The sequence below is a fragment of the Wolbachia endosymbiont of Spodoptera picta genome, from assembly GCF_018141665.1.
Classification (GTDB): domain Bacteria; phylum Pseudomonadota; class Alphaproteobacteria; order Rickettsiales; family Anaplasmataceae; genus Wolbachia.
The window spans coordinates 71,247-85,073 of record NZ_CP067976.1; the positions used below are offsets into that span (position 1 = coordinate 71,247).

The 13,827-nt window shown below is 33.2% G+C and carries 8 protein-coding genes and 3 pseudogenes; 5 read left to right on the top strand and 6 right to left on the bottom strand.

Translation table 11 applies throughout. The features are described from left to right. The first annotated feature begins 161 nt into the window (after positions 1–161). A complete protein-coding gene (gene ltrA / locus JKF54_RS00330; protein ID WP_211908091.1) occupies positions 162–1,988 on the top strand; it encodes a group II intron reverse transcriptase/maturase in 1,827 nt (608 codons plus the stop codon). Positions 1,989–1,994: 6 nt separating this feature from the next. Here ltrA and JKF54_RS00335 read toward each other — a convergent pair whose 3' ends face one another. Next, complete coding sequence (locus tag JKF54_RS00335) at positions 1,995–2,525, bottom strand: phospholipase D family nuclease (protein ID WP_211908121.1); 531 nt, start codon at positions 2,523–2,525, stop codon at positions 1,995–1,997. Between JKF54_RS00335 and JKF54_RS00340 the strand changes: the two are divergent. Further along, positions 2,524–3,442 (top strand): annotated as a pseudogene (locus JKF54_RS00340) (patatin-like phospholipase family protein). The gene JKF54_RS00335 and the pseudogene JKF54_RS00340 overlap by 2 nt on opposite strands. Positions 3,443–3,500: 58 nt before the next feature. On the opposite strand, the pseudogene wmk (JKF54_RS00345) reads toward JKF54_RS00340, so the two are convergent. The 5 genes and pseudogenes from wmk (JKF54_RS00345) to wmk (JKF54_RS00365) form a co-directional block, all read right to left on the bottom strand. Next, positions 3,501–4,415: pseudogene (gene wmk, locus JKF54_RS00345) on the bottom strand (WO male-killing family protein Wmk). 25 nt (positions 4,416–4,440) lie between these two features. After that, positions 4,441–5,349, bottom strand: a complete 909-nt coding sequence (gene wmk / locus JKF54_RS00350; RefSeq protein WP_211908123.1) for a WO male-killing family protein Wmk — start codon at positions 5,347–5,349, stop codon at positions 4,441–4,443. Between the two features lie 96 nt (positions 5,350–5,445). Beyond that, on the bottom strand, positions 5,446–6,609 hold the full coding sequence (locus JKF54_RS00355) for a hypothetical protein (protein WP_211908125.1): 1,164 nt from the start codon (positions 6,607–6,609) through the stop codon (positions 5,446–5,448). 91 nt (positions 6,610–6,700) lie between these two features. Beyond that, on the bottom strand, positions 6,701–7,357 hold the full coding sequence (locus tag JKF54_RS00360) for a JAB domain-containing protein (RefSeq protein ID WP_211908126.1): 657 nt from the start codon (positions 7,355–7,357) through the stop codon (positions 6,701–6,703). Between the two features lie 170 nt (positions 7,358–7,527). Beyond that, entirely contained in the window at positions 7,528–8,511 is a 984-nt protein-coding gene (wmk, locus tag JKF54_RS00365) for a WO male-killing family protein Wmk (RefSeq protein ID WP_211908127.1), read from the bottom strand. 113 nt (positions 8,512–8,624) lie between these two features. On the opposite strand from wmk (JKF54_RS00365), the gene JKF54_RS00370 reads away from it, so the two are divergent. The 3 genes and pseudogenes from JKF54_RS00370 to JKF54_RS06840 all read left to right on the top strand — a co-directional run bounded on the left by JKF54_RS00370 (position 8,625) and on the right by JKF54_RS06840 (position 13,789). After that, positions 8,625–9,509 carry an Rpn family recombination-promoting nuclease/putative transposase gene (locus JKF54_RS00370; protein ID WP_211908128.1) on the top strand — a complete coding sequence of 295 codons (885 nt, stop codon included), beginning with the start codon at positions 8,625–8,627 and terminating at the stop codon, positions 9,507–9,509. A gap of 920 nt (positions 9,510–10,429) precedes the next feature. Beyond that, positions 10,430–11,848, top strand: a complete 1,419-nt coding sequence (locus JKF54_RS00375) for an AAA family ATPase (protein WP_211908129.1) — start codon at positions 10,430–10,432, stop codon at positions 11,846–11,848. Positions 11,849–12,837: 989 nt separating this feature from the next. Continuing rightward, a pseudogene (locus tag JKF54_RS06840) lies at positions 12,838–13,789 on the top strand (IS5 family transposase). Positions 13,790–13,827: the final 38 nt, after the last annotated feature.

Sequence of the window (13,827 nt, forward strand, 5' to 3'; positions counted from 1 at the left end):
GCAGATAGTAAGAGCCTAAGTTTAACGAGAAACGATTTTATGGAACGGAGTAACTACATAGAAGCTCTTATTATTCTTTATTTTCAAAAGGATAACTAAGAAGGTAGCCAGCCGAATGCTCCTATGTAGAGGGATTGTCTAAGAAGCTAATGCCTAAGGTAATGTTTAGGATATGCAAACGTAGACACTGTAGTTTGGAAGATAAAGTTGTGAATAGTAGTGAATATGTTATGAGCCAACAAAATGTTAGGTATGAATGGAATGAAATTCCTTGGCGCAAGCTGGAGAAATCTTCATTTAAGCTACAAAAACGAATTTACCGAGCTTCACAATGTAATGATATCAAAAAGATGCATAATCTTCAGAGATTGTTACTCAGATCAACAAGTGCAAGAACGCTCGCTGTTAGAAAGGTAACTCAGGATAACAGAGGAAAAAAGACTGCAGGTATAGATGGAAAAGCGAATCTTAATCAAAAAGAAAGGTTACAATTAGTATATTCTTTGGATATAAGAGAAAAAGCAAAACCATCGAGACGAGTTTGGATTCCAAAACCTGGTAAGCCATCGGAGTATCGCCCGCTTGGTATTCCTACAATATCAGATCGAGCAAAACAAACACTTGTAAAAATGGTGATAGAACCGGAGTGGGAAGCAAAATTTGAGCCAAACACATATGGTTTTAGGTCTGGTAGGTCGTGTCATGATGCCATTGAAGCTATATTCATAGCACTAAAACAGAAAACAGCATTTTTACTGGATGCAGATATTTCAGGGTGCTTTGATAACATCAACCATAATGCATTACAAAAAAAGCTTAACACCACACCAACATTAACTAAAGTTATAAAAAGGTGGCTAAAAGCAGGAGTTATGGAAGGTAAAGCGTTTAGACCCACAAAGAGTGGTACAGTACAAGGCGGAACTATTTCACCTTTGTTAGCAAGTATAGCTCTACATGGGTTAGAATATTACCTAAAAATGGCATTGAGAAAGGAACTATTTGATTATCAAAAGAAAAAATATGGTAAAGCTTCACATAAACATGCTGGTCAATCACTAAGTGTGATTACTTATGCAGATGATTGTGTGATTCTCCATGAAAATGAGGAAATTGTTTTTAAGGCAAAAAATCTAACGGAAAGATGGTTAAATACCATTGGATTAGAGTTAAAGCCATCAAAGACAAAAATATCTCATACGTTAAAAACTTATGGAGGACAAATACTAGGTTTTGATTTTCTTGGGTTCACAATACGACAATACTTAACAAAACAAAGTAAGAAAGGTTATAAATTATTAATTAAACCAAGTCGCCTCTCTATAAAACAACATGCTAAAATCATTAAGCAAAAACTTAAAGAAATGCGTGCAGCACCTCAAGAAGCAGTAATTAAAAACCTTAATCCAGTTATTAGAGGATGGAGTCAGTATTACTCTTCGGTAGTGTCACATAAAGTATTTAGTTCTTTAGATCATGATATGCATGGAAAGCTTTGGAAATGGGCAGTCTTTAGACACTGTAACAAAGGGAAGCATTGGATTAAGAGAAAATACTTTCGAAAGAAAGATAACGATAATTGGAGATTTATGACGAATAACAATTTACTGCTTGTTAGGCACGTAGATCATGCCATAAGAAGGCATATCAAAGTGAAAGGATCTAGATCTTTATATGACGGAGATTGGTTATATTGGGCAAATCGCTTAAGTAAAGTTCCAGGAAAATCACCACGAGTAATAAAATTAATGAAGTTGCAACAAGGTAAATGTGATCAATGTCAACTTTGGTTCAAAAATGATGATATCCTAGAGATACACCATAAAGACCGGAATAGACGTAATAATATGAGCAAAAATTTATCCTTGTTGCATGGGCATTGTCACGACGAATTACATGGGAGTATGCATGAAAAGCGCCAAATTAGAGAGAAGCCGGATGATGGGAAACTATCAAGTCCGGTTTTGAAGTCGAGTGGGGAGAGGTGACTTTCCTCACTTAGATAACAACTTAAAGTCTGGTGTATAATGCTTAGACTGCGATTGGCGATTTTTCCAATTTTTGACGTATTGTTCAACTAGTGGAGAATCTCCTGTTATGATCAGTAGGTTTTCAGCATTTCTTTGCTGAGCGGCATCTGAAAAGTTAAATGATCCGGTTATGATTTTTTGCTCATCAATAATAATTACCTTGCTATGAGCAATAGCGGGTTTAAAGTCAATCCATATCGGGATTTTGTGCTCAAATAATTCGTTAATTACACTATGTTTTGAACTAGTTTGTGATTCATCTAGAATAACCTTAATATCAACTCCACGCTTTTTAGCTTGAACCAAGGATTCAGCAATAGGCTTTGAGGTAAATTGGTATGCCTGAACCAACAAGGATTTTTTAGCATGACCCACGGAATCAATTATTAGGTTGGTGCAATTTTCTCTAGGAGTGAAACATACAGTAGTACTTGGACAAGAAACACAACCTGATAAAAGTAAACAAGTTAAAAAAATCAATAAATATCTAAACATGGCCAAATGTATTCTTTCAGTCGACGGTGGAGGCATAAGAGGTATTATACCTGCTATTGTTCTAGCTGAAATAGAGTATAGAACAAAAAAGCCAATCTCTCAAATGTTTGACTTAATGGTCGGAACTTCTACAGGTGGTATTATCGTTGCCGGGTTATGTAATAAACAATACTCTGCTCTCGACTTAGTTGATCTCTATCAGAAAGACGGGCCACATATCTTTAAGTCTTCATTTTTCAGAAGATCAATATTTTCCTGGCTAAATTGTGCACAGTATTCATGCAAAAATATTGAATGCGTTCTGAATAGATATTTTGGTGATTCTACTCTTGCAGATGCAACAAATAATTTAATGCTTACAAGCTACGATATTAAGAACAGTGCTCCTTTTTTCTTCAAAAGCTGGAAAGAGGATAGGAATTTTATTAAATTTAAGGGATGTATTAAGAGCAGCAACTGCAGCACCTACTTACTTTGCACCTAAATATTTAAAAATCAACCAAAAGGAAATGGTACTAGTGGATGGAGGGGTTTTTGCCAATAATCCAGCGGCATGTGCTTATGCTAGTGGTAAAAGGTTATTTCCAAATGACGATATTCTACTGTTATCGATAGGTACTGGCAGAACAGATAGAAGCATAGAGTATGCCAATTCAAAGAGATTTGGAAAAATAGGCTGGATAAAACCTTTGTTAAATGTGATGTTTGCCTCTGGATTGGACTGCGTAAATTATCAGATGAATCAAGTAATAGGCAATAGATACGTAAGAATACAATCGCAATTGAAGCTAGCGTCGGCTGACATGGATAATATTACATCAAAAAATATCAAATCTCTTCAGCAGGAGGCAAATGCAATGATAGAGGATAATCAAAAAGTGATAAACAAATTCTGCATAGAAGTATTAAATATATAACTATATTTACTTATATCTTAATATATTATTTAACACTACCAACTGTCTTTAACACAATTCAATTTTCACACTCATCAGCAGTTAGGCCACTTGCTCGCAAAATAACATCAGTAGAAACACCCTCCTTCACTAGATTTTTTGCAACTTTGATCTTTTCCATTTTTTTAACTTTTTCTTTACTATCTTTTATATCTTCAGATAGAGATTTGACTAACGTATCTAATGATTCTTGTTCTCTGTACTCGTCTATTAAACTCAATAGCCTATTTTCTTCTTTACTTTCTCTCGTTTCAGGTAGCAAAACTTTAATATTCACTGATAATGCTCTTGCTATTTCATATAATTTATCAAATGAGATGGCAGTACATCCTTTTTCATATTCGTGTATTTCCTTGAGCGTTAAATCAACTTTATCCGCCAAATCTTTTTGAGTATATCTCCTTATCAACCTCCATTCTCTTATTCTTTGTCCTATTCTGTAATATATAGAGTCAGTGCAGACTTCTTTTCTTGTATCATTATACTCGTAAATAGATAAGCCGGTTGCTTGGGAAATTATGTCAACTGATACTCCTTCTTTAACTAGATTTTTTGCTACCTCTAATCTTGCCTCCTCTTGATTGATTTTCTCGCTAATATGAACAAATCTTACTAATGAAGGTACTATTTTGCCTAACTTTTGATTCTCATATATTTTTGTTAGATAGAGTATTTCTTCATCTTCATACTCTCTTACTACTACTGGTTCAGGTAATAAATCTACAACATCAACTAATAATACTCTTGCTATTACATATAGTGCTCCAACTGGAATAGGAATATACCCATTTTCATAGCTGTTCACTTCTTGGTATGTTAAACCTATTTTACTTGCTAATTCTATTTGAGTATGACCTCACATTAACCTACAATTTTCTATTTTTTGCCCTATTTTGTAGCGTATAGGACTAACATCACTTACAGAAACAAACATATACCTCAATTAAAAAAATAAACTTTTATGCAATTTGGTCAGCAGATAAACCGATTATTTGCAAGATAATATCAATAGAAATTCCCCCTTTTACTAGATCCTTTGCAACTTTAATCCTTTCTACCTCTCTCACTTTCTCCTCACAAATACGTATCCCTTCAAACAAAGACTTTATTAGTGCATTACGTAATTCTTGGCTCTCAATTTCTTTGTATTCTTTAATCAAATCAGGCAGCTCATTTTCTATCTTATCTCCTGTTAGTTCAAGTAGGTCCATGATGTTAATTGATAATACCTCCGCTATTTCATATAATTTTCCCAGTGGAGTGGCTACGCGTCCTTGTTCATAGTTGCTTATTTCGTGACGGGTTGTATTCATTTTCTCTGCTAAATCTTTTTGAGTATACTCTCTCACTAGCCTCCATTCTTTTATCTTTTTTCCTATTTGGCAGTATATAGAACCAACTTTTTCTTCAACACATTCATCAACAGAGAGACCAATTGTTTTTGCAACAATATCAACAGAAACTCCTGCTTTAACCAGACCCTTTGCAATTTTTATTTTTTCCGATTTTCTACTACTTTTCTCACTAACTTGGACAAATTTGGTTAGCAAACAAAACATTCTACGTAACTCCTGATCGTTAATCCTTTTATATTCTCTTACTAGATTTAATATTTCCTCTCCCTCATCTTCAAGACAGCTTTTTGACACAGGAATGAGATCAGTAATACTGATTGATAGTGCCTCAGTTATAGCATATAACCTTTCAATTGAAATTTTACGGTTCCCTTTTTCATATTGCAGTATTACCCAGTACTTTACACCAATTTTCTCCGCTAAATCCTTTTGAGTATACCCTCGCTCTAACCTCCAACTTTTTACTTTTTCCCCTACTTCACAGTCTAGACTTTTTTCCACGAAAACAACCATGCGTATAATATTTTCTACTATAGCTCAATTTTGTTAAGGCTCCAGATATAACGGTAAGAAAAAACCTCTGGAACCTTAAAGGTGACTATAGACACATTAAAGTTTTCTAAAAGTTTCTTTACTACCTTCACGTATCCTATTTACCCACGGAGACAATACTTCATCATTGCTAATCTCTTTTATAGCATACTTTTCATTCCATATGCCACATCTAGTAAAATTACCTCTTTCTACCACTTCCTTAAGCTTCACTCCCCCAAAGAGGCAATTTTTTCCTATCTCTTCGCCTCTTTTTTTTAACTCAGCCCACATTTCCTTATTTTCTACTCTCACTTGCACCTGATCTGCCTCTTGGTACAATACAATATTTAGCTTACCAATGCTTGTAGGAAATTCTAATACAATAGAGCTGCCATCTGACACATCGACATAGTTTCTTATACCTCCTTTCTCACTTTTAACCTCAACTGCATTATTACCAATTTTTAAAATATTACTTCCTAACTCTCTCAGTATTTTTGCTACCTCTACCTTGCTATTATCAGAAAATTCTATATACGATGTTGTATTGTCTATCTCGATATCTATTAATTCTCCTTCTTGCACAGCACTTTCGCCAGCTTTTTCTAGTTCTTCTAGTCTCTCATCTATCTGTGGCTGAACTTCTGGCTGTAGCTCATTATAGATTTCACCTATCAGTTTATTCTGTAGTAGAGTATCATGAAACTCTGCGCCGCTTAGCATTAATTTACGTATTAGCTTTTTACGATCAACCTTATCAAATTTATGAAAATGTGTACCTAATACTACATACTCTGCAAAACTCCATTCCCCGTCATCACATGCATTTATTCTTGCTCCTGAGGCTAGTACTTGGTCTATAACTTTGTGCAATTCATTTACGTTTTTTGCCTCTACTATAGAACTCTTAAACCAGCTCAGCTTCTCTGTATTTGGCTTTATTTTTTGCAAAGCTGAGGCAAATGGATTTTTATCTTCTTGATCACTTATAGGTTTTGTGCCATATATGTAATCAAGTCCCTTTCCGTAGTTGATTTGAACGTCTCTATTAGGGAAGGGCACTTCTCCAGGTTTTTTAGCCTTATCAATTTTGCTTACAAAAGTGGACTGCTGGTTAGCATGACCAATTCCTACAATAGCATTTAACATCTCACCTTTTGACAATTTATCAAGATCAACGTTTAACTCGTAAACACCTCCCCCTTTATCACTAAAAGGTACAATTATTTTATTATTCATATTAGCCTCCGCTATTTTTCTAAGTGTACAGTTATTATACACCTTATTACTCATTATAAATTATAGTGAGCAGATTTGCAAATACTTTCTGCTATAACAATCCGTTTTCTCGAAAGCTAAAATAGCCTGCACTTGTGATAACAATGTGATCAAACAATCTAACGCTTACAGTACTACACGCTGCTGCCAAGCTCTTTGTTACTGCTTGATCTTCTTCTGAAGGTTCTAAACTTCCCCCAGGGTGGTTGTGTGACATTATTACTAATGTTGCATTCTTTATTAATGCTTTTCTTGTAATTTCCTTTATGTATACTGGTGCTTTTTCCATTTCACCAATATAGGATTCTTCTCCGGTTAGTTGGCGCCTTTTATTCAAATACAGTATTTTTACACATTCCCTTTCTAAGTGTCCTATACTTACGTTCAAATACTCTACTAGCCCTTGTAAGTCCATTATTGGCTCACTCTTGAGCTTTTCTCTCAGTACTCTTTCTAGTGTTTCCTCAACACACATAATCATTGCTACTGCAGAATCAGTTACTCCTTCTATAACTTTCAGGTCATCCATTTCTCTACCTAAAATCTTTCCTACTCCCGTATAAGTATTCACCAGATTTTTAGCAATTTCTTGAGCCTGTGGCCTTTCATGTACTGCACTTAGAAATGTTTCCATTATTTCACGATCAAGTAGTGCTTTGCCTTTGCTTTCTAATATTCTGAATTCTATTTCTTCTTTACTTTTATTCATATAATTTACCCTTCACTAACAACAAACTTTTTTTAAATATTTACTGCTGTTTTTTTATCAGCATTGGCATAGAGCCATAGCTTCCGAGTGAAGTCAAATCAATTTCTCAATCTTTTTTACTTATTTTTTCATCAAAAAGTAAAGATGTTAATAGATACTGATTTTTTTACTTAAATTTGTTGAATTTCGCCTAAAGAGAGGCCTGTTATTTGCAAAATAATATCGGTAGAAATTCCTTTTTTAACTAAGTTCTTTGCAATTTTGATTCTTTCTTCTTCTCTAATTTTCTCCTCACAAATTTGTATGCTTTTTTTAACTAAGTTCTTTGCAATTTTGATTCTTTCTTCTTCTCTAATTTTCTCCTCACAAATTTGTATGCTTTTAAACATAGATTTTATTAGTACATTACGTAGTTCTTGGCTTTCAATCTTTTTGTATTCTTCAATTAAATTCGGTAATTCATTTTCTACTTTACTACCTTCCTCTATTAGAAGATCTGTAATACTAATCGATAATGTTTCTGCTATTGCATATAATTTATCAAGTGGAACAGCAACTCTTCCTTGCTCATAATTGCTTATTTCGTCACGTGTTGTACTCATTTTCTCTGCTAAATCCTTCTGAGTATATTCCTGTACTGCCCTCCATTCCTTTATCTTTTTCCCTATTTTGCAGTATATAGAACCCGTTTTTTCTTCAACACATTCATCAGCAGAGAGACCAATTGTTTTTGCAACAATATCAACAGAAACTCCTCCTTTAACCAGACCTTTTGCAATTTTTATTCTCTCCGTTTTTTTACTATTTTTCTCACTAACTTGAACAAATTTGGTTAGTAAACAAAACATTCTACGTAATTCCTGATCATTAATCTTTTTATATTTTCTTACTAGATTTAATATTTCCTCTCCCTCATCTTCAAAACAGATTTTTTCATTTGATACAGGAATTAGGTCTATAATACCAATCGACAATATCTCTGCTATAGCATACAACTTTTCAATCGAAATTTTACGTGTTCCTTTTTCATATTGTAGTACTATTTGATACGTTACGCCGATTTTTCCCGCTAAATCTTTTTGAGTATAACCTCGCTTTAACCTCCAGCTCCTTACTTTTTCTGCTATCTGATACCTTGTAGAGATATTTGCCATAAATATTATATGGGTTAATACTATCAAATAAAGATATACAAAATGTTTGCATTTTAGTTGAATATTTCTTCACAATTGTGTATAATTATTAATGCTTTTTATCTTACTTTCTCATGGCTCTTTCGAAGTTTCTCGATCCAAAATTAGATTTAACATTTAAGAAAATCTTCGGTACTGAAAAAAATAAGAATATCCTTATCCATTTTTTGAATGATATCTTAGGCTTTACTGGAGTCAATGCTATTCAGGATGTTGAGTTTCTCAGCACCATTATGAATCCTGAGATTGCTTCTGATAAACAAAGCATCGTTGATGTCCTCTGTAAGGATTCTCTCGGAAATAGGTATATTGCAGAAATGCAGCTTGCTCGTGATAAAGGCTTTGAGAAACGTGCCCAACTTTATGCTGCTAAGGCTTACTCAAGACAGTCTGGCAATTACATCGATTTTAAGACAGTATTCTTTATTGCTATTTCCAATAGTACTCTCTTTCCTTCAGATGTTTATTATATTTCCACTCATAATATAAGCGATATAAAGACTAACGGGCACTATTTAAAAGATTTTCAATTTGTCTTCATTGAACTACCTAAATTTACAAAAAGTAAAGTAGAGCAGTTGGAAACTACTGTTGAGAGATGGTGCTTTTTCTTTAAGTATGCAGAAGAAACTACGGATGAAGATTTAAGAAAAATAGCAGAAAAGTCACCAATAATAAAGCTAGCATATGATGAATTAGATAAGTTTCATTGGAATGAGAAGGACCTAGTAGCTTATGAAGAAAGAGTAATGGATTTACAGAAAGAAGCTGCTATCTTGGAACAAAAAATCGATGATGCTAAACATGAAGGCATCCAAATCGGCCATCAAAAAGGTAAAATTGAAGGTAAAATTGAAGTTGCAAAAAACTCACTTAAGGCCGGTGTTTCTATAGATGTTATAGCTCAAATTACCGGTCTCTCTCATTCTGAAATCTTGCAACTCAAGGAAAAAACATAATATTCCTACTTATTAACTCGAACATTTATGAAAACCTTTCTTAAGTTAGACATATCCCTTAACTAAGAGTCTAATGAACTGTCTAAAACAGCTATGAAGATTGCACAAAGAATTATATAAATTACTATCATGACGTTACCCAAACTTCTATATCAAAGCTACGTGCTGTAAGTTCAATATGGAAAATACATTAATCACTTAGCATTTAATGTCTACTTCATCCATTTTAGCATTAAGACTATCAAACTTGCTACTGGTTGTTTCCCTAATTATTTTGGCTACCTTCACTTTAAATTTTCCACTACTTGGCATATTACCTCTTATATTATAACCTACCTATTGAGATTACCTCCAAGCTTGGTTACTCCTATCTCAGAAAGACAAATGGAAAGCTCTCTTTCAAAGTTATCTGATAAAAGAAACGAAAGAAAACGCTCAGAAAAAACAAATGGCCCGTAATTGCGTTTTAAAGCCATTCTACAACTTCAGGGTACAATTATACTACCAAGACCTAGGTTAATCATGTAAGATAGCTTAAAACTCGATTATGAGGTATTTCTAAATTATCTTTTACTTGTTATAAAAAAACCTCACTTTAGTTTATCAAGTTTTTTATTCATTGTAAAATATTTTTTCAAAAAAGTAAACAGTTTTCATAATTTCGGTATAGCAAAGTATGTCAGTAGAACAGCTTTTGTTTAAAACCTCTGAGCAATTAATTGCAAAACTCTCAGTGATGAAATCAGCAAATTGTAGATGAAGCTCAAGGAAAAAAGTCTCTAGCTACTGCCATAGAAGAAGAAACAGAAGCTACAAAACCCTCTCAATAGTTCAAGATGGAGACAAAGATCTAAATTTATTTATTTACGTCTCTAATTTTATCTCGTATAATGGAGACAAAGATTTATATTTTGTGTTTTATGTCTCCATTATTTATTGGTAGGAAAACTGAGTTAAAACAACTACTGGAGCTTACAGACAAAAATACTGCATCTTTTGTAGTAGTCAAAGGAAGACGTCGTATAGGAAAAAGTCGTTTAATTCAAGAGTTTGGTAAGTATTTTGAACAATATTACTCCTTTATAGGTTTGCCACCAGAAAGGCATACTACAACGTCCTACCAACTTAATGAATTTTCTAGACAAGTTGCTAGACAATTTAATACATCTTTTGCTAGGTATGATGACTGGAGCGATTTACTATGGGCAGTTGGTGAACGTCTACTATCAGGAAAAACATTATTGCTGTTTGATGAAATTTCTTGGATGGGCTCAAAAGATCCAACCTTTTTAGGCAAAATAAAAAATTTTTGGGATACGCAGCTAAAAAATAATAACAAGCTAATTTTTGTTGTTTGTGGATCAGCTTCATCCTGGATCGAGAAAAATATACTTAGCAGCACTGGTTTCGTAGGGAGAATATCGTTAACTTTAACACTCGGAGAATTATCACTTTCTGATTGCAACGAATTTTGGCCAAAAAATATTTCAGCATATGAAAAGTTTAAGGTGCTTGCAGTAACTGGCGGAATTCCAAAGTATTTAGAGGAGGTAAATTTTAAACATAGCGCTGAAGAAAATATTAAAAGGCTTTGTTTTACAAAAGGTGGGTTTTTAGTTGAAGAATTTAATCAAATATTCTCAGATTTATTCATGCGAAAAACTGCTTTTTATAAGCAAATAGTCAGAGCTCTTTCTACTGGAGCTAAAGAACAAGAAGAAATTTGTGCTACTTTAAATATCGTAAGACATGGACGCATTTCTGAGTATCTATATGAACTTGAGCTTGCTGGTTTTATTGCAAAGGATCATACTTGGAGTATAAAAACTGGTACTGATTCACGACTCAGGAGGTACAGACTTCAAGATAATTATTTAAGGTTTTATCTAAAATATATCGAAAAAGATCTAGGAAAAATTAGTCGTGACACCTATTCTATAGGGTTCTTACCAGAGTGGTATACAATTATTGGGCTTCAATTTGAAAATTTGGTGCTGAACAATAGAAAGAGTATACATAATATCTTAGGAATTGATGGAATAATAAGCGAGAATCCATTTTTTCAGAAAAGAACCCGTAATAGTGCAGGTTGTCAAATTGATTATATGATTCAAACGAAGTTTAACACTCTCTACATTTGCGAAATCAAATTTTCAAAAGATAAAATTGGTCATTCAATAATACAAGAGGTACAAAAGAAAATAGATGCACTAAATCGTCCAAAAGGCTTTTCATGTCGTCCAGTCCTTATCCACGTTAATGATGTAAGTGATGATGTTATAGATAGTGGTTACTTTTCACACATAATTGATTTTGGAAAATTATTGAATTGTAAGTAATGGTTTTTCTGACTTAAAAAATGGTAGTTTCTGCAGTTATTCTTAAGTTCATAGAGTTTGCTAACATTAGTATCTTTAGCTTTACAAAAAGGGGATGGAGCCAAAACAATCTCTCTGCTGCAACTTAATTCTTTAAAATATTTTAAAGGGCTATTATAGCGTTATTGATGATTTAGATAGGGGAGGATATGTTTTGCCAAAAGCTCATATAATCTCTTTTAAACCCAAATAAACAGTTATTTCCAAAATGGAAACAACTCAAATAGCGAAGAAGCTACTGTAAAAGATATAGCTGATTTTCAAAGCTCTTTAATTCCTTAGCTATCTTAAAATTATTTTAACTTTTTTTTCAAAAAATCCCGGAAAAAGTAGTAAGAAATCCGGTATATATTAGTATAGGGTCATTGAGTGTAGATGTGCTTAAAACACAAAAGTCGGCAAACGAACAGAGTAGAAAAGATTGAAGAAAGCAAAAGAAATTTAGGCTTTTGGTAAGTTACATAATTGAGAATTTGTATTTTTTTAGATGAGACAAAAACTGTATTTTAAAGCTAGATGTGACTTTAGGGTAAAATACCAACCAAAGAACGCTTCTTTAAAACTTGATCACAAGCCTTGTCACAAATTTTACTTTTTCCATTATAACATCTTTTACTTCTCTTCAACACAGTTAACGAACTACTTTTATCAGCACAGTGAAAGGGTTAATACGGTAACCATAATCTTTACGCGATGATCCAGGCCAACCAACTGTTTGAATCAAATCATTACGTATCGATGTTTAGTCCTAACTTTTTAGCTAAGGTGGTTTTTATTGTCCTTTGGATTGTGTTTAGTGATTTTCTGATGTGATGTTCTGGATCTGCTTCTGGATGGCTTTGTTGCATAGCTAGTGTTGGTTGAGGTTATTGTAAGAAGAAAAGCTTTTTAATATATGGCTACTAACGCATTTTGTTGTAAAATAGGCATTTTTCAAACAAGTACAACTTATGCCACAAAAAATGAGAGTAAGTAACCAAAGAGAATATAACGAGTTTCTCAAAAAAAGAGGAAATGTTTTTCATTTTGTTAATCAAGCCATAGAAAATTGGTATGAAAATAGTCCAAAAGTTGCAGGTGGCAATAACACTTATAGTGATAAAGTTGTAATTTTAATACACATATCTTTTTAGAATTGGCTTGAGACAAGCTGTAGGTTTTGTAAAAGGTTATATGGTACAAATAGGCAAAAAACTTAAGATTATCAGCTATACACAAGCTTCCAGAAGATTTAAAAAGCTTAATTTGAAGATTGATGACCATAGAAGCAATAAAGACGATCTGGAAAATGTTGAAATTGCCGTAGATAGCACTAGAGTTAGTATCTACAATAATAACGGTGGGCATAGTAAGCTTAATATTTGAAAAAGAAAATACAGTGGTTATGGTCAAGTAAGAAAATTACATGTTGTTTTAAACATAAATGATAAGAAAGCAATAAGCATGAACTACACTAGTGGTGTTGCTGTAGACTATTTGCCGGTCTGCGATATGTTAGAAGAAGTCAGTGATAAATATAACATTTGTTCTATTCGAGCAGATGCGGCTTATGATATAAAAAGTGTGTATAAAGAATGCAGAAAATACAATATTGTGCCTATTATTTGCCCTAGGAAGGATACTAAAATTTGTTTAGCTGACTACTTATCAGAAAGAAACAAGTATATTAGTAGAATTAGGTCATATGAGAATTATGAAGATGGTATTAATGAATGGAAGAAAAAAGTTAAGTATGGAGCACGGTCTTATATTGAAGTCTTTTTCTATAGGTTGAAGCAAATATTTGGGTTTAGCTTGAAAAATAAATCAGAGGTAAATCGTGAAAAAGAGCTGTTAATTAAGTGCTACTTATTGAACAAATTTACTGATATAGGTATGGCTAAATTTAAATTAGCTGCGTAAATTCACTGTGATTTACATGCCTATCAGTGCTATGCAAC